Genomic DNA, 17,064 nt, shown 5'->3' with positions numbered 1-17,064 from the left:
CATTCGGGCGAGGACGCGATATGCTGGTCGGCTTCCGAGCGCATCCCCGCGTCGAGCACGCGGCGGGGGCGAGAAAAACCATGCGACGCCGATCGCGCACCACACCGAAAATATGACATCGACTCTGCCGGTCCTGAGCGACCATCCCATCGATCCCGATGTGCGCGAGTGCATCATGGCCGAATTGGCGGCGATCGAAAGCACGCACGACGTCAAGATCCTGTATGCCTGCGAGTCGGGCAGCCGCGGCTGGGGTTTCGCCTCGCCCGATAGCGACTACGACGTGCGGTTTCTCTACGTGCACAAGCTCGAGTGGTATCTGCGCGTGGAGCCGCAACGCGACGTGATCGAAAAGCCGATCGACGACGAGCTCGATGTCAGCGGATGGGAAATCCGCAAGGCGCTGCAATTGCTGCATCGTTCCAATCCGACGCTGCTCGAATGGCTCGATTCCCCGGTGGTGTATCTGCAGGATCCCGCTTATACGAGCGAACTCAAGGCGTTGGCGCGGGCGTTCTTTGCGCCGATGCGCGGGCGGTATCACTACCTGTCGATGGCCAAGAAGAACTTTCGCGGCTACCTGCAGGGCGACGACGTTCGCTACAAGAAATACCTTTACGTGCTGCGCCCGTTGCTGGCCGTGCGCTGGATCGATGCGGGGAAGGGCATGCCGCCGATGCGTTTCGCCGATCTGGTTGCCGGCACCGTGACGGACGCCGCCTTGCTCGGCGAGATCAACGCGTTGCTCGCCATCAAGATGCGCGCCGGCGAGGCCGAGATCGGCCCGCGCCGGCCGGCCATCCACGCATTCATCGAGACGATGCTGCGCGAGGCGGAGATCGAGGCCGACTACAAGCGCGCGGAAGGCGAAATCGCCATGCTCGATGGGTTCCTGAGGCGTGTCACGCAGGGGTAAACGCGCGGCGCACGAAACGCCGGGCCGTCTACCATGTCGAATCCGCCGGCTGGGGCATCCCGTCCCGGCCGCAACCGCTCGAAAGGCTCGCCCATGACCACCGTAACCTTGCTTGCCGACGACGAACTGTCGCCCGCCGCGAAAGCCGTCTTCGACGATATTCGCGCGACGCGCAATTCCGATTTCGTGAACAACTTCTGGCGCGCGCTCGCGCACGATCCCAAGACGCTCAAGCGCACCTGGGAAAGCATCAAGGAAGTGATGGCGCCGGGCGCGCTCGATCCGAAGACGAAGGAAATGCTGTACGTGGCCGTGTCGATCGCGCACGGCTGCGCCTATTGCATCCACTCGCACACGGCCGGCGCGCGGGCCAAGGGCATGACCGACGAGGAATACGCGGAAATGCTGGCGATCGTGGGGATGGCGTCGGAAACCAACCGGCTGGTGACCGCGCTCGGCGTGCCGACCGACGAGGCGTTCATGGTGGGCTCGGGCGGGGCGTAAGCGCGTTTCGACCACTTCGTGAATCGACGATGACATACAACTTGCTTCTGTGGCGCTGGTCCGACGATTACGACACGCCAGCCAAGCGCAAAAAGTCGGGTGTCAAATTCGGCGACATCACGTCGGCGTTCGCGCGCACCGGTACGCACGCCGCGATCGGTCGTGCCGATATCGACGGATTTGGTCATGCAGTGGGCGAGGCGCTGGGGCATGACGCGGAGCATCGTCCGTTCGTGCTGACGTTATACGAACACTGTGCGGTGGCGAATTACACGCATGAGGTCAGGCTGGAACTGGTGCCGAAGATAGCCGCCATTGGACGGCGCTTCGGGTTGAATGCTTCGGAGTTTTGATCGCAATGGCAAACAATTTTGCGCAAAACAAAAAACGAAAAGCCTGTATCTGATTGAATTTAATGCCGCATCAAAATTCATTTTGTGCGGCACTAAATATCGATTTTCTTGAAAAATAATATTTGCTGCGATGTGGTCGAAATTTTAAACAAATGCAATCACAAAGTGACCACTGGCGAAGCCGTGAACGCCTTGTGGTGATGCTTGGAAAGGGGGGATCCCGCTCAACTGACCGGAAACGCCGGCGAATTTTCCGACGATCTCCGAGAAGTTGCCTACGAATATCGTGCATGAGTTGGCTTGCGGGCCGGGGTGGCCTGAAACGGTACAGGTCAACCCCATACTGAAGACGCGCGCTTCACCCTGCGCCGAATAGTTGAATACGCCGGTAACGGTGGATCCGAACGGGCTTGCCGTCACCGCGCCTGCAGCAGAGGTTTCCTCCGGATCAAAGCCATCGGGGAATTGAATTTCGTAAATCATGGGAAAAGGCACGCCGTCGATATGCTGAATAACGTGCCCCGAGGTATATTTTGCCATTTCTGTCACTCGATTCTTATAAACCCTACTCTTTTGGCTTTTCGGGAAACGCCCCGCAAGTAGGTTTGAACTCGCAGGCGACAATCAAAGCTCTTTATATTTTCGGCGTCTACTGCTGAAATTGACAGGTGTTAAATTGTTATTCTCAATAGCCTTTCATAACAAAATTAATGTGGCGCCGAGCGGGGCGCGCTTCTCGATGAATTTGGTTTCTTTAAATTGAATGTTTATGTCGCCGAGGTGACTCGACAGAGATCATCAGGCTCTCCGGTGAGGTTGGTGAGAAACTTGCTGTTTGCATTTCATGCTACCCATCTTCGCTGTTTGCGCGACGGACTGGCGGGATCGGTGAAGGCGAGCGGTGGGGTAGAACGCGCATGCCGCGCGGCGTACACCACATCGGGGCGCGGTCTTGACTAGATTAAGGCCCGAATGGGGCGAGGCTCGCGAAGCGCGAAAGCCATGCCCGAAGCGACGCGCAGGGAAACGCTTGGCGTGTCATGTTGAATGAAAGGCGGATCGGCTAGAATTCGGCGGCCACGGACCACAAGAGTTCGGGGCTAGAACCTGAGATGAGGAAAACAAAATGAGTTTGTCGCCACTCGGCGGCAGCTCGACCAGTTTCGCCAGTTCGCTGGGCTCGCCCGCCGGACTTGGTGGCCTGGCGGGCTCGCTCGCCTCCGGCATTGCCAGCCAGGTCGGCCCGCTGGCGGGCCTGACCGGAAAGATCGACACCCTGCAGCGTGCAACGCAGTTGGCGCAGACGGGCTTCTCCCTGCTCCAGCAGCAGCCGGGCGCCATCGCCAACTCCATCAACCAGGTCGCCGGCAGCTCGGCCACACTCACGCAGCTCAACCGCTACGTCACGATCGACACGCCGCTCGGCGCCGACGTGCTGCTGGTCAACGTGGCGGTCGTCGACGAGCACGTCAACCGCCTGCCGGAAATCCACCTCGATCTGCTTTCCCACCGCAACGATCTGAAGGCGGCCGACCTCATCGGTCAGCAGGTCAAGTTGAAATTCGATCAGCAGTCGAGCGCCGCGCTGTTGGCCGCCGCCACAGCCAGCAGCGGCGACGACGCGCGGCATTTCGACGGCTATGTGGCTTCATTTGACCGGGTTGGCCATCCCGGCGCTGTTACGCGCTACCAGATGTCCGTGGTGCCGTGGTTCTGGTTCCTTACGCGCACCACGGATTGTCGAATTTTTCAGAACCAGACCGCCCAGGACATCCTGGCCGCCGTATTCGCCGAGCACGGCTTCAGCGACTACGCATTCGACATTCAAGGCACCCAGAAGCCGATCGAGTACATCGTGATGTACCAGGAGTCCTATTTCAATTTCTGTGCCCGTTTGATGGAACAGGAAGGCCTCGTATGGACGCACCGGTATGAGGAAGGCAAGCACACGCTCGCGATCGGCGATAGCAACAACGTGTTCAGGGCCATTGATAGGCTCTCGAGCGTGCCGTACTCGGACAGCGCGTCGAGCGAATACAACGGCATCGACCAACTGAACCGCGGCAGCCACTTTGCAGTCGGCAAAGTGACGTTCCGCGACTTCAACTACCACGCACCATCGTCGCCGCTCATGCTGGTGGAGTCGTCCACCACATTGAACTACGCGCGGCTGCACTCGACCGAACGCTTCGAACATCAGTCGCTCTACGACTTGAGCGCAGACGGCGATCGCTACGCACGCTACGCGATCGAGGCGGAGGAAGCGCTGGCGCAACTTTATACCGGGCAGGGCTACGCGTGGCGCATGACCACGGCCGGCCACGTCGCGGTGGCCGGGCATCCCGTGGCGGCCGACAACCAGGATTACGCGATCCTGCAGGTTCGTCACGAGGCCGTGAACGACTACAGCAAACACGCAACCGATCTGCCATATCGCAACAGCTTCACCCTGCTGCCGTTGAAAGTGCCGTACCGGCCGCAGCGCCTCACCACGAAACCGCTCATCCAGGGGACCCAGTCGGCGATCGTGGTGGGGCCGAAGGGCGAGGAAATTTACACGAACGGCAGTTGCGTGAAGCTGCACTTCTTGTGGGACCGCCGCGGCAAGCAGGACGGCACCGATTCGATGTGGGTGCGCGTGTCCCAGCCCTGGGCTGGAGCCGGCTGGGGCGCGGCCGCGATTCCGCGGATCGGCCAGGAAATGCTGGTGGCGTTCAATCAAGGCGATCCGGACAACCCGGTGATCGTGGGGCGCGTGTACAACGGCGAGCAAGGCAATCCCTACGATGGCGCAGCGGGCCAGACGATGGGCATCAAGAGCCAGACCCACAAGGGGCAGGGCGCGAACGAGATCCGCATGACCGACACGAACGGGGCGCAGGAGTTGTTCGTCCATGCGCAGAAGGACATGAACACGGTGATCCTCGACAGCGAGACGCATCAGGTCGTGGGCGGCTCGCGGACGATCAGCGTCGATGCGGGCGATGAGACGAAGCAGATCGCCAAAGGCAACCTGACCGAAACCATCGCGCTGCAGCGGAGCACCACCGCCACGACCGTCGAAGTGATCACGCCGGCCAAAGATGGCGGCGGCGGCACACAGATCTACGACGCTGAGCGGGGCATCTTGCTGAAGGTGCAGGACAGCTCGATCTCGCTTGCTCCCGAAGGCATCCGTCTTGAGCACAAGGGGTCGGTGATCCTGATGACCGACGACGGCGTGATGGTCAACGGCCAGCGCATCGACCTCAACAAATGACCCGGGTACCACCGACCATGCAATACGCCATCCACGAAGGCACATTCGAGCTGCCCGACGCCGCGCTCGATCGAACCGTCAACATTGTCGCGATGAACGTCGGCCCCGGCGGCCTCAACCTCGTCGTGGCGCGTGGCCGGTTTCGCGACGGTGAGGATCTCGAAGCGTTCGTCGCGCGGGAGTGGGACGTTGCATCGCGCGACGCGAAGCTGCTGAACGAGCAGTCGCGCCGCGCCGTCATAGTGGGCGGCCGCACCGGCCTGGAGATCACCGCCACGCTTGAGCAGGACGACCGGATCTGGCATCAGCTTCAGACCATCTTCCCCTCGGATGACGCCGGCCGCGTACTGGTGATGACGCTAACCAGCGCCGCGCCGCTCAACGCGGAGCAGCAGGCGATCGCCGAACGGATCTTCGCGAGCTTCCGGCCGGCCTCGGGCCGGCCCGGCCCGCTGAGCGGCGGAGACGCCCAGTGAGCGCCGAGCCGACCGCAGCCGCGCGCAAGGAGGATCCGATCTCGCACACCTCGTTGATGGGTGAGCTGGTCGGGACGCTGGGATCGGTGGTGGGCGGTGCGTTGATCGGTGGTCTAGTGGCCGATCTTATGGAAGGGGCGGTGTTTGCCGGTCTGGCCGCGCTCGAAATTGGCACGGCCGGGCTCGCGACGCCGCTCGTGGTCGCGATTGGTGTGGGTGTTGCCGTTGGCTCCGGCGCGCTGATGGAAGCGAGCGGGATGAACGACGCGATCGACGAAGGTGCCAAGTCGCTCGCCAACGCCATCGCGCCTCCGCAGATCAAAGGAAAGGTCGCTAGCGGCTCAGGCAACGTCTACGTGAACGACAGGCCAGCTGCGCGTGCCGCGCAGCCCAGCGACCTGGACACCGTTCAGTGCCAGGATCACTCTGGGCCGCAGATGGTGGCGGAGGGTTCGGGCAACGTCTATATCAACAACCAGCCGGCCGCGCGCGTGGGCGACAAGTCGACCTGCGACGGGACTATCGCCGAAGGCTCGGACAACGTGTTCATCGGCGGCGGAACTCAGCGCGTGCGGGAGGTGAAGTCCGCGAGCCGCCTGGGCTGGCTCGGTGCTGCGCTGGGCATCGCGCTGGCGCTGTGCGGCCGGGGCAAGGGGAGCTGGAGTGAACTGAAAAGTGCAGTGCCATGCCTCGCGGTGAACTTCGCGGCCGGCGCGTTCGGAACCTGGCTGGGCAGCCTCGTGAAGCCCTCGGCGGGCCATCCCGTGAATGTGATCACCGGCGGGAAGATCCTCGACGGGGCCGACGACACCGACTTCGTACTGCCCGGGCCGCTGCCGATCGAATGGCGCCGCTTCTACAGCAGCCACGACGATCGCGCGGACAGCCTGTTCGGGCCGGGCTGGAGCGTCCCGATCAGCGTCGAGTTGCGGCTCGAGCGGATCGATGGCCAACTGATGTCGGTCACCTACTGGGACGAGCAGGGCCGGGACATCATGTTTCCGGCTGTACGGCCTGGCGAGAGCCACTACAGCCTGCCGGAAGGGATGCATTTGATCTGTACCGAAGGCGGACATTACGTGGTCGAGTCCGCCGAAGGCTTATTCCGCGATTTCGGCCGTGCAAGCGGCGATGCGGATGTCGAACCGCTGAAGCTGCGGCGGCTCGAGGATCGCAACGGCAACTGGATCGAAGTCGAATCCGAGGTTGGCGGCGATCTGGTTCGCCCCGGCCGGTTGCTCGACAGCGCCGGCCGCGTGTTGACGCTCGTCTACGACGCGAAGCATCCGCAGCGTGTCGCCGAAATCGAGTTGACGCGTGGTGTGGATGGCGAGCAGCCGGAAACGCTCGTTCGCTACGCATACAGCGACGCCGGCGAGCTCGCCACCGTCACCGACCGCGCCGGCCACGTTGCGCGACGCTTTGGCTACGAGCACGGCCTGATGACGCGCCACACGTTGCCAGGCGGCCTGCGGAGCTTCTACGCGTGGAGCGGAACCGGGCGCGACGCACGGGTTGTTCGGCACTGGACCGACGACGGTGAGGCCTATACATTCGACGCAGACCTTGACGACCGCATGGTGTCCATCACCGACCAGTTGGGTCGCGTCACTCGCTGGACCTGGAACGAAGACCGGCAACCAACGAGCCACACCGATGCGGAAGGCCATGTTTGGCGCATGGAGTGGAATAACCGCCGGCAGCTTCTGAGCACGACCGACCCGGCCGGCAACACGACGCGCTTCGAGTATGACGAGAAGGGGCGCCAGACACTGCGCATCGACGCCTTGGGACGCATCGAGCGCACTGAATGGAATGGCTTCTATGACCTACCGGTGGCCGAAACCGATCCCGCAAACGCACGCTGGATCTATCGCTACGACGATCGCGGGAATCTGATCAAGGAGCGTGACCCGACTGGCGCCGCGACCGACTACTATCGCGACGAACGCGGGCTCGTGCATACGATTCGCGATGCACGGGGTGGTTACAAATACCTCGAATGGAATGCCCGGGCGCAGATCACTGCGTACACCGACTGCTCGGGTAAAAGAACGCGCTTTGCCTACGACGCTCGCGGCGCGCTCGCGCGCGTGGTCAACGCCGCGGGCGACGCCACTGAGTACGAGGCGGACGCGATGGGGCGGATCACCTTGATCGTCCAGTCAGACGGCGCGCAGCAGACGTTCCGCTACGACGGCGCGGGCCGGCTTCTGCAGGTCACCGATCCGATGCAACGCAGCACGCGCTACGAGTGGAACGCGCGTGGCCTGCTGCTCGCGCGTGTCGACGCTGCGGGCCGCGTCGTGCGGTTCGGGCACGACGAAGCGTTCCGCTTGGCCAGCCTCACGAACGAGAATCGCGAGACCTATCACTTCCGCTACGACCGCCGCGACCAGCTGATCGAGGAGATCGGACTCGATGGACGGGCACGGCGCTACGAATACGACGCACGCGCGCTCGGCGTGGCGCTGCAGGACGGCGCGCTGCGCACCACGTTCGAGCGCGACGCGATCGGCCGCGTGACGGCTAAGGAAGTCGGCCAGGCGCGGCGCCGCTATCTGTACGACAAGGCCGGCCGGCTCGCCGCGGCCGAGCTGTATGCGCTCACCGCGCGCGGCCCTTCGCTCGCGAACCGCGTCAACCTGAAGTACGACGGGCGCGGCCAGGTTCTCGAGGAGTACACGCCAACGGGCTGGCTGACCCACGCCTACGACGAGCTCGGCAACCGCACTACCACCACGATCTCAGGCGAGCAGGCGATCGACTGGCTGCACTACGGCTCGGGCCACGTGCACCAGGTGCGCGTCGACGGCGCGGTCATCGCCGATTTCGAGCGCGACGACCTGCATCGCGAGATCGTGCGCACGCAGGGCCAGCTGACCAGCCGATTCCGATACGACAGCGTCGGCCGACGCACGTCGGTGGCCACCGCGCCTCACGCCGGCGCCGACGCGCTGCTGGCCAAACAATGGCAGTTCGACCTGGCTGGCGACGTCCTGCAGAAGCACGACCAGCGCCGCGGCACCACCAGCTATCGCTACGACCGGACGGGCCGTATCGAGCTGTCGACGGCACCGGACATCCCGGCCGAAGTTTTCCGCTGGGACGCCGCGGCGAACTTGGTGTCGAGCGATCATCCGGGCGGCTATGTCGAGCACAACCAGTTGAAGGTGTTTGAGGACAAGCGCTTCGAATACGACGAGTACGGGCGGCTCGCGCGCAAACTGCGTGGACGCGGTACCGGCCACGAGCAGACGTTCGAGTACGACGACTGGCATCAGTTGAAGAGGGTGGTGACGAAGGATCCGAATGGCGTGTCGATCTCTCACTTCGAGTACGACGCCCTCGGCCGGCGGATCCGGAAGCTGAACGGTAGCTACACCAGGACGGATTTCCTCTGGGACGGCATGCGCCTGGCGCAGGAAAGTTTCCATGGGCGGCGCGGCCCTGAGACGTTGACATTTCTCTACGAGCCCGACAGCTATGTACCGTTGGCTCGTATTGATCGACGCACGCCGGCGGCCAACGATGACCGTGGAGGGGGTAGCGATCCGGTCTACTACTTCCACACTGATGTGTCGGGAATGCCCGAGGAGCTAACGGATGCGGTCGGCGAGATCGTCTGGCAGGCGCGCTACAAGGTCTGGGGGAATGCGGTCGAAGAGCAGTGGATCGCGCGTCCGGCTGAGCCGGCGCCGGCGGCCTGGAGCGCTGAAGCTCCTCGAGCTGCCACGCCGGTTTTCGAGCCTCGGCCGCAGAACCTGCGCTTTCAGGGGCAATACCTCGATCGCGAGACTGGCTTGCACTACAACACGTTCCGGTTCTACGATCCCGACATTGGGCGGTTTATCCATCCGGATCCGATAGGGCTGGCGGGGGGAGCGAACCTCTATCAATATGCGCCGAACCCGATCTCGTGGATCGATCCGTGGGGTCTTGCCAAGTTCGGTTCAGGCAAGGGCACCCATTATGCGAACGTGACGGTCACCGACGCTTCAGGGAACGTCCTGCATACGGAAGGGTTGCAAAGCGGAAACATGACACCCGAGGAGAAGGCCCTCGGTTTCCCCAGAGCGTCTCTTGCGACGCATACCGAGGCCCGGGCTGTCCGTCAGATTCCACTTGAGCCCGGCCAGGTGATGACGATCGACGGTCAATACCCCCCCTGTAAATCCTGCCAGGGCAAGATGAGGATGGCTGCTGAGCAGAGTGGCGCTACCATTCACTACACTTGGGAAGAAAACGGCTCCCCGCAAAAGAAAACTTGGCGAGGCAGCGGATGTTAATTCGGAGCATCACATGAAATTCCAATTCACCGCAGAGAACGTAGTGTCGTATGTGGAGGACGACGTCGTCGTGGTCAGCTTCGCTGACTCGATGAGCGACGAACCGCAACGCTACCTGATCCTCTCCCAAGCTCTGTTTGACAGCGGGGATGATGACGGACAGATCAGTGTCGAGTATGGGGCTGACGGAGATAGCGTCAACACCGATGTGCTGTCCGCGCGGCTTAATTCTGAGGGTTTTGAACTAAAGCTCGATCCGGCCGCCGCCGGCGTCTCTGAGTTCCAGATCGATCTGGTGGCTCCCCTCACCGACGAACATCGTGCGCATCTCGCGCAGGTATTCCATAAGTCCAAGGGGAATTTTTCGATCGAGTGAGGCTTTTCCTCGCAGAGAAGCTCCTCATCAGATCTGGCCTATGCTGATACGGGAACAAGGACAATCCATCACGCTGCTGCGCTCGGCGGCCCGCCCAGCCGGGACGTCGTTCCAAGCCGAGATGTTCCGGTAGCGATTCCAAGTTCGATTGGGAGCGCGCGAGCCTAGATGGAGCCAACGTCTCCAGTCCCCCGGGGGCCGGAAACTGGCCCCAATCCGACGTACTACAGCAAGCTCGGATCGAAACGGCGCGGCGTCGAGTGTCCTGTTTTATTTTCGCCGCGTCTTCTTACGGCCCTTCGCTTCTGCCTGGGCCAACTCTCGTGCATCCAGCACATAGTCCGGAGAGTCGGCTAGCCGCTCCACCGTTAAGTCGATGAAAGCCCGGACGCGTGACGGCTGTGCCGCACGGCTTCCGTAATAAACGTAGACGCTCATGTGATCGGCGGCGTGGTTCGTGAGCAGCGGAACGAGTTGTCCCGAGCGGATTGGCGCCGCGGCCGACAGGCCTGAAAGCAAGCCGATCACATGACCCGACAGCACCGCCCTAGCCTCTAGTTCGGCATCGTTGCTCGCAAACGTAGGCGGCAAGTCCATGGAGATCACTTCGCCACCAACCTTGAGAAGCCAAGGTAGAACGCGGCCAGTATCAGGTTGGCGGAACACGCTGCATCGATGCGTGGTCAGTTGCTCGATGGAGTTCGGGGCGCCGTGTGCCGCGATGTAGGAGGGTGCCGCACAGACGATCAACTGCATCGCGAAAAGGCGACGAACGGCGAGGCCGTCTTCTGGCTGTCGTCCAATACGAAAGCCCACATCGGCGCGCTCTTGCACCCAGTTGCTAATGCGATCGTCGGGTTCTACGTGCAATCTGCCGCGGTCTTCATCGACATTCGTGGTAGCTCTTCGCTGCCGCAATGGCATACTCGTCCCGTGCTTGGGAAGATTTATCGTGCGTATATCTCGGAATGCATCGCGGTGCTAAACCGCTACGCGTGCTGCAAGGAAATCTACGTCAATGGTGACTGCGTATGCGGCTTCTTCGACACGACATCGGGAATTGGAGTGCGCGAAGCATTTAACGCAGCGTGTGCGCTCAATGCGTTGATCCAGCACCTAAACTATCGATTTGAACAGAAACCGTACGCACCGCTCCGTTGTGGGATCGGAGTCGCTCATGGACGCGCCCTGATGATCAAATCGGGCTACAGCGGCTCCGGAATCAACGAAGTGGTTTGGATGGGCGACGTCGCCAATGAGGCGTCGAACCTTTGTCATCAGGGCAACCGCGATGGCCGCGCCGCGATTCAGGTGTTGGCGGAGGTTTATCGCAGGCTGGGGCCGCGCGACCGGTCTCTATTGCACTGTGTCTTCGCAACGGATTGGAGCGTCGATCACTACGAGGGGGAGGTCGTAAACGTGTCGATGGCGAGTTGGCTGTCCGAGCAGCGCGATCGCGATCGCGACCGACGGCGGACTGTGGTGGGTAACGCGCTGCTGAATCTACCGACGTTGCCACAATCGCAGTACTTCGGCTTGGGGCTCGGTTTCGTTCCGGCTCCGCTGCCGCCGAGCACGCCCATGATACCCGTCCCGCCGCCTGTCTCCAATGCGCTACTCGACGCGCTTCTAGGAAAAACACCTACCTTTACCCTCGCCGATCTGGCGAAATCCCAAACGCCGTATCCCAGCGGCCTACTCGACGGGCTAACGGACTCCATCCCACTTGCCGATCTGCTGAGCAGCACGTACACGACGCGAAAATAAGCCTAAGCGGGCCATAGTTTGCGTTGGTATGTGGCACGCGGGCGGCTGCGTCGGCCTCGGTGGGGCTGATACACAACAAGGTTCGCTGACGGTAGAAAATCGAACCTTGTCTTGGCCAAGTTTCATCGCAAGGCCAAGCGGTGGCGGCATTGACTGTCGTCGTCTTTTTGCTGACTGATATACCTGCTTTCACGGAGCCAAAGGGTCTAAATCCACCTAAAACCTTCGATCTACTGTCCTGTAAGTCGGATCTGCGAGCGCAATTGAATCGGCGCCAAGGCACGATACTTTTGCATCACTGACTGATAGATTGCTTCACCTCTTTCGCTCGCAATGGTCGCGATGAGCACATATGGTAACGAAAGCGTCTCGCTGTTTTTGACCGGTAAGCCATGTTCGCGAGCCCCATGATCTACGTCAAAATACGCATCAAGCAATTCTTCAGCAGCGAAGCTGCAGTCCCGGTGCAGGACCGTTTCCCATTTGAAGGCGCCGCGCCGCAGATCCTGCTCATTGCCATAGCCTGTGCTAGTGAAGAAGGGCGCTGTCGACTCGGGGCCTCTCGGCCTGAAAGTTACGGTTAAACCATGTTTTGTGTAGTTCACCGGATCAGCAGCGTCTACAGGCGAGGTGAAGCAAAACGTTGCCCTGATCCGAAACCGGACTCCAATAGGAACGGAGGGTATCGGCAACTGGATCCTCATAGTGTGGCCTGCGGCAATGCTCCCGTGGTAGAGAACGCTGGCCTCAGAGTCTCCACATGTGAGGAGATCTTCCGGCGCATCAGGGAACCGTCCCCAGCCAACCTCCAAGGAGTTGGCACCTTCAGCGCGTTCGGCTCTGTGAATTAGTAGCGCACGTAGTGCAGTTGCAGATAGTTGTGTCTCGGACATCGCACGTGCAGCTGCTGCCGTGCGAAGCGCGAGTGGAGAGGCAAAGCTCGTACCCTGAACGCCGGTCAATCCACCGGAAAGTGGATTCAATAGAACGAGGGGTTCAGCGGCTGTTCCGCCAAAAGCCAGCCCATCCGGCTTGACGATTCCAGGCGACCGACCGGGTCCAATCGAGCTATACGGAGCGCGACTCCAAAAAAATTCGGATGAGCTTGCCGAGCCGACGGATAACGCATTGACCGCATCTGCTGGCGCCTGAATTCGGCTCATCGGGCCTGATATCTCACCGTCATTTCCAACGGCCACAGACATCAGCGTTTTGCCGTCTGCCAAGCAGTTATCTAGCATCACGGTCCAAGCGTGTGGATGCCCATCATCTATTGGATACCGAGGCCCCAAGGACAGGTTCGCGAAATCGATGTCGCCCTTATCAAGCAAATTTTTCACTCGATGCATGCAGTCATACAGGTCGGGATCTGCCTCATCCTCCTGGCCAATGACCCTGTGATGCACAACATTGAAGAATGGGCGAGGTAGCGTCGGCGTGCCAGAGGATACCGCCCCGAACAACAATGCTGACGTGACTTCAGTGCCGTGGGAAAGATAGTCGGCGTGCGTGTCAGCCAAATCACTGGGCACATGTTCGATACACCAGCGGGAAAAATCTTTTGCTCCGAGGCCTCCATCGAAGACGGCGACGTGAAGCGCCTGATCCAATGCATCAGCATCCGGGACTTCGGGCGCCTGAACCGTGAGACGTTGCCGTACAACCGGGCGGTTCAGACGAAGCTTCGGCAACCTCCGAATGGCACGCAGCGCCGTGAACTGCGCAAAACGGTCCAACATATTCCGCGGCACCAAACCGGGCATGAATACCAATCCGGGCACAGCTAACTGCTTGGCTGGATAAATTATCGACTGGCATTCCTTGGCATACGACTCCAAGTCGTCGAGCAGTTCGGTGTCAGAGCCATTTGCATGGATGATGAGCTCTATCGGCACGCTAGTCTCATCCCCCGTAATGCGGAGCAATCGTTCATCCTGGCCAAGAAAACGAATCGCCTCGAGCTTGCGGTAGTCCTGCTGAATACCTTTTCCCGTAGCATCCGACAACAACATATCGAGAAAAGCTTGAAAGGCATCGACCGTGCCGGAAGCATAGATTTCAACGGTCGGTTGTTCTCCTACAGGCGCGTGTACGCGAGGATCGTTATCTGGCAGGACGGTCGCCGGCTTGCTACCAACGGTTCGCAAGCCCGTCTTGCTAAATACCTTAGATGGCATATTCCATTTGGACTGGAAGGCCGGATGGACAGTAATGATGCTCGCCACTTCACCGCGTGGTTTCGCATTCATTGGAACGGTTTGTGCCGTCTTAATGATCTCTTCAATTTTTGGCCGCAAGCGTGTCCGCGCGTCCAGGATGCTGTAGGGATAAGCCTTCTTGCTGCTTCCACCTGGAGTTGGCTCCATTTGACTAGTTAATACGCTCCCGTTCCCGATCAGCAAATTAGGCCCGGCCATCATCATCTCCCTTGAAGCGCTTCAACGAGCGAACTACGGTGGTGTGAGAGGTATGCAGGGTGTCAGCAATCTCTCGGGTCGTCATCTGCCGGCTGTGATAGATAAACGCGAGCAGATCGCGGTGGTCTCGTTTGGCGTGGCTAGCGGTCTTTTCCGTTGCGGAGGGCAATGACACCGCCCACGCGACGAGCGCCTCATCAAATGGTCGCTCATCGAGAACTGTTTGCTTGCGGGCGCTATCTAGCGCACGGGAAATGGCCGAGAAAGTTTGACCATCGGTTACCGTAGCGATCGCCTGAGCGAGTTCCGGGGGAACTTGATGTGCCAAGAGCAAAGCCGAACGCTGCTCGTGATCGGGCAGATTAAGAGTAACGGTGGCATCAAATCGCCGCCATACTGCGGGATCAAGCAATTCCCCATGGTTCGTAGCTGCAACCAATAGGGAACTCGAGGACCAATCATCAATTGTTTGGAGGATCACGGTAACGAGGCGTTTAAGTTCGCCGACATCGCTGTCATCGTTACGGCGTTTAGCAATAGAGTCGAACTCGTCCAACAGCAAAACACATGGGTGTTCTTGGGCATAGTTCAAGACGGCACGTACATTTGCGCCGGTCTTGCCAAGATAGCTGCTCATCACACTGGCCAAATCCAAGGTCAGTAAAGGCAGCGCTAACTGCTGAGCCAGCCAGCTAGCAGTCATCGTTTTTCCCACGCCCGGAGGCCCGCTCATTAACACTGAGCGCACAGGCATCAAATCGGCTGCTAACAATTTATCTACAGCCCGGCGCTCCTGAATCACCCGCTCGATAACTTGACGCACCATTGGGTTGAGAACAGGCTCTTCGCGTGGTCGATCTACCTCTTCGACTCGAACAAGCGGAAGTTTGGTATCAGCATCGACCGGTAGCGCCTGAGGTCCGCCGTCACGACGCAAGGAGCGGCTAGCGCCGGACAGAAGGGCACCCACCGATTTTCCTAACTCTTCGTCAGTTGTTCGCACAAAGCTGGCAAACCGGCGAACGCGCATCTCGATAGATGCCCCGCCCACTCGCATGGCATCTTGGAACAACTGAATCAACTCCTCTTGTGCCCTACGTTCCACTGCGAACTCCGCCCAGTAAATTCTTAATCATCTCTGGAACGAATTCTATCACGGAAGATTTTGAAAATGTTCCAAGTGTGCCTGGAAAACTCAAAAACGAGAGGTATGTTATTGATTGGTAAAGGTTAATTTTCTATGTCGGTTTGTTTTTGTGGAACATTTTTTATTGGCGGGGCCCGGGGCCGAGCTGCGGCAGGTGTCTCGGTTGGCAGGACTGGCTGAGGGTTACTTGAGCAGTACTAGACGTACCGGACAGACGCGAAGTCGTATCGCTTTATCCGTTCATTGTCGGTGACTGGCAATATGCGTTCTGCCGCCGCCTAGACGACAAGTAGCCGGCCAAATGGATCCCTATGTAACAGCGGAAGGGCCGGCATGCGTCGATCTGAAAATCGTCACGTCCCGGTGCGCTCTTGATCACGATCTCCTGCAGGCTCGCAACGCTGGCCGAACAGGAGAGCCTCGGTTCACAGCGGCGGCGGCGCGCCGTCTACGCGCACGCTGGCAACGGATCGGGCGAACGGACGCAATGATGTGTTGTCGGGGCGCGACTCCCACGCGCGACGCAATCGTGTGATGCAGAAGCGAAATCGGCCGGTTTGTCTTTTCCAGCCAATGATTGTGTCCAGTTACGACATAGATTTGCGTCCTCTTAGCGGGACGTTTGTCTGGCACGGGCGGTGGCCAGGGCGCGCCTGGCCGGCTCGTCATCGATGTACTGGTTGAGCGTACGCAAATCTGCGTGTCCCATGTTCTCGATTGCATCGCGCGCGTCCAGCCCGCGACTCATCGCGGCGGCCAATCCTTTCGCATATGTGTGGCGCAGCCAGTGCGTGGACGCCGCCTCAAAGCGTACAGCGTCGACGGTGCGCCGGTGAGCGCGCGCGTACGCCAGTGTTTCGGCGCACAGGCCGGTCAGCAGCTTCCAGACGGCCGAGCGGTCGCGCAGGCCCTTCCACTCGCCGAACCGCGTGCGCCGTACCGACAGCAGTAGGGGCAGACGCTCATCGGGCGCCGGTACCGGCGTCAGGCCGTACGCGAGGCGGTACGCCTGCAGCGGAACTGCAAGCTCATCGCAGGGCACCCAGCGGGCCTTGCCGCCCTTGCCATGCTCCACGCGCAGTAACCACTGGAAGGGCGACGCGTCTGGAAACTCCCGGCGCAGGGTCTCCGCGACCGGCTCGATCCGAACATGGCCCATGTGACAGTGCACGGCCTCGCTGGTGCGCAGGCCCGTCAGTTCGAACAGTTGCACCGTAAAGAGGTCGCGGGCCCGCGCGAGACGCGCCTCGCGCGTCGCCTCGGGGCGAGCAGCGATCGCCTCGCGCATGAGCGCGGTGTCGGCCGGGGCGAGAAAGCGCGCCTGCTTTTCCCGGGCGCGCCGCCCGACCGTTGGCAGGCCGGTGGCGGGATTGAGCTGCAGGTGGCCGACGTCACGCAGCCAGTCGAACAGGGCGGTGACGATCTTCTGCGACTGGCCAGCCGAGGCGTCCGAGAGGGGGCCCAGAAACGGCCGCCACGGCGCACGCCGCGCGCACGCACGGCCCAAGGCGCCGGCGCCTGCAGGAAGGCGACGTATCGGGAAAACTCATCCAGTGCCGA

The 17,064-nt window shown here is 60.8% G+C and carries 13 protein-coding genes; 8 read left to right on the top strand and 5 right to left on the bottom strand.

What is annotated here, in order from left to right:
* Window positions 1–112: 112 nt before the first annotated feature.
* The 3 genes from G3N92_RS05165 (at window position 113) to G3N92_RS05155 (ending at window position 1,773) form a co-directional block, all read left to right on the top strand.
* Window positions 113–916 carry a nucleotidyltransferase domain-containing protein gene (locus tag G3N92_RS05165; RefSeq protein ID WP_206126377.1) on the top strand — a complete coding sequence of 268 codons (804 nt, stop codon included), beginning with the start codon at window positions 113–115 and terminating at the stop codon, window positions 914–916.
* A gap of 93 nt (window positions 917–1,009) precedes the next feature.
* Entirely contained in the window at window positions 1,010–1,420 is a 411-nt protein-coding gene (locus tag G3N92_RS05160) for a carboxymuconolactone decarboxylase family protein (protein ID WP_206126376.1), read from the top strand.
* Window positions 1,421–1,449: 29 nt separating this feature from the next.
* Entirely contained in the window at window positions 1,450–1,773 is a 324-nt protein-coding gene (locus G3N92_RS05155; RefSeq protein WP_206126375.1) for a hypothetical protein, read from the top strand.
* A 144-nt stretch (window positions 1,774–1,917) separates the two neighbouring features.
* Here G3N92_RS05155 and G3N92_RS05150 read toward each other — a convergent pair whose 3' ends face one another.
* Window positions 1,918–2,313, bottom strand: coding sequence for a hypothetical protein (locus G3N92_RS05150; protein WP_206126374.1), 396 nt, complete (start codon window positions 2,311–2,313; stop codon window positions 1,918–1,920).
* Between the two features lie 586 nt (window positions 2,314–2,899).
* Between G3N92_RS05150 and G3N92_RS05145 the strand changes: the two genes are divergently transcribed.
* The 4 genes from G3N92_RS05145 to G3N92_RS05130 are packed head-to-tail and all read left to right on the top strand — an operon-like array spanning window position 2,900 to window position 10,173.
* The gene (locus tag G3N92_RS05145) at window positions 2,900–5,032 is read left to right on the top strand and encodes a type VI secretion system Vgr family protein (protein WP_206126373.1); all 2,133 of its coding nucleotides are present in this window, start codon (window positions 2,900–2,902) and stop codon (window positions 5,030–5,032) included.
* A 17-nt stretch (window positions 5,033–5,049) separates the two neighbouring features.
* Window positions 5,050–5,508 (top strand): DcrB-related protein, encoded by a 459-nt coding sequence (locus G3N92_RS05140; RefSeq protein ID WP_206126372.1) that lies wholly within the window; start codon window positions 5,050–5,052, stop codon window positions 5,506–5,508.
* Window positions 5,505–9,797 (top strand): RHS repeat-associated core domain-containing protein, encoded by a 4,293-nt coding sequence (locus G3N92_RS05135; protein ID WP_339385814.1) that lies wholly within the window; start codon window positions 5,505–5,507, stop codon window positions 9,795–9,797. Before G3N92_RS05140 ends, G3N92_RS05135 begins: the two co-directional genes overlap by 4 nt.
* A gap of 13 nt (window positions 9,798–9,810) precedes the next feature.
* Entirely contained in the window at window positions 9,811–10,173 is a 363-nt protein-coding gene (locus G3N92_RS05130; protein ID WP_206126371.1) for a hypothetical protein, read from the top strand.
* A 270-nt stretch (window positions 10,174–10,443) separates the two neighbouring features.
* Here G3N92_RS05130 and G3N92_RS05125 read toward each other — a convergent pair whose 3' ends face one another.
* Complete coding sequence (locus G3N92_RS05125; RefSeq protein ID WP_206126370.1) at window positions 10,444–11,097, bottom strand: substrate binding domain-containing protein; 654 nt, start codon at window positions 11,095–11,097, stop codon at window positions 10,444–10,446.
* Window positions 11,098–11,106: 9 nt separating this feature from the next.
* Here G3N92_RS05125 and G3N92_RS05120 point away from each other — a divergent pair, with 9 nt between their 5' ends.
* Window positions 11,107–11,940: a hypothetical protein gene (locus G3N92_RS05120; protein ID WP_206126369.1), complete on the top strand. Its 834-nt coding sequence runs from the start codon at window positions 11,107–11,109 to the stop codon at window positions 11,938–11,940.
* A gap of 230 nt (window positions 11,941–12,170) precedes the next feature.
* Here the strand turns inward: G3N92_RS05120 and G3N92_RS05115 are convergent, their stop codons facing one another.
* From G3N92_RS05115 to G3N92_RS05105, 3 genes are all read right to left on the bottom strand, one after another.
* Window positions 12,171–14,306 carry a S8 family peptidase gene (locus G3N92_RS05115; protein ID WP_206126368.1) on the bottom strand — a complete coding sequence of 712 codons (2,136 nt, stop codon included), beginning with the start codon at window positions 14,304–14,306 and terminating at the stop codon, window positions 12,171–12,173.
* 37 nt (window positions 14,307–14,343) lie between these two features.
* Entirely contained in the window at window positions 14,344–15,429 is a 1,086-nt protein-coding gene (locus G3N92_RS05110; RefSeq protein WP_241014596.1) for an AAA family ATPase, read from the bottom strand.
* A gap of 685 nt (window positions 15,430–16,114) precedes the next feature.
* A complete protein-coding gene (locus tag G3N92_RS05105; protein ID WP_206126367.1) occupies window positions 16,115–17,011 on the bottom strand; it encodes a site-specific integrase in 897 nt (298 codons plus the stop codon).
* Between the last annotated feature and the right edge of the window lie 53 nt (window positions 17,012–17,064).

Source organism: Burkholderia sp. Ac-20379 (genome assembly GCF_017104645.1).
Classification (GTDB): domain Bacteria; phylum Pseudomonadota; class Gammaproteobacteria; order Burkholderiales; family Burkholderiaceae; genus Burkholderia.
This window is presented reverse-complemented; position numbering and strand designations above follow the sequence as displayed.

What these genes read in the sequence shown, in the direction of transcription:
- G3N92_RS05165 (WP_206126377.1), top strand. Translation starts at nt 113, where the DNA reads ATGACATCGACTCTGCCGGTCCTGAGCGACCATCCCATCGATCCCGAT.
- G3N92_RS05160 (WP_206126376.1), top strand. Translation starts at nt 1,010, where the DNA reads ATGACCACCGTAACCTTGCTTGCCGACGACGAACTGTCGCCCGCCGCG.
- G3N92_RS05155 (WP_206126375.1), top strand. Translation starts at nt 1,450, where the DNA reads ATGACATACAACTTGCTTCTGTGGCGCTGGTCCGACGATTACGACACG.
- G3N92_RS05150 (WP_206126374.1), bottom strand. Translation starts at nt 2,313, where the DNA reads ATGGCAAAATATACCTCGGGGCACGTTATTCAGCATATCGACGGCGTG.
- G3N92_RS05145 (WP_206126373.1), top strand. Translation starts at nt 2,900, where the DNA reads ATGAGTTTGTCGCCACTCGGCGGCAGCTCGACCAGTTTCGCCAGTTCG.
- G3N92_RS05140 (WP_206126372.1), top strand. Translation starts at nt 5,050, where the DNA reads ATGCAATACGCCATCCACGAAGGCACATTCGAGCTGCCCGACGCCGCG.
- G3N92_RS05130 (WP_206126371.1), top strand. Translation starts at nt 9,811, where the DNA reads ATGAAATTCCAATTCACCGCAGAGAACGTAGTGTCGTATGTGGAGGAC.
- G3N92_RS05125 (WP_206126370.1), bottom strand. Translation starts at nt 11,097, where the DNA reads ATGCCATTGCGGCAGCGAAGAGCTACCACGAATGTCGATGAAGACCGC.
- G3N92_RS05115 (WP_206126368.1), bottom strand. Translation starts at nt 14,306, where the DNA reads ATGGAGCCAACTCCAGGTGGAAGCAGCAAGAAGGCTTATCCCTACAGC.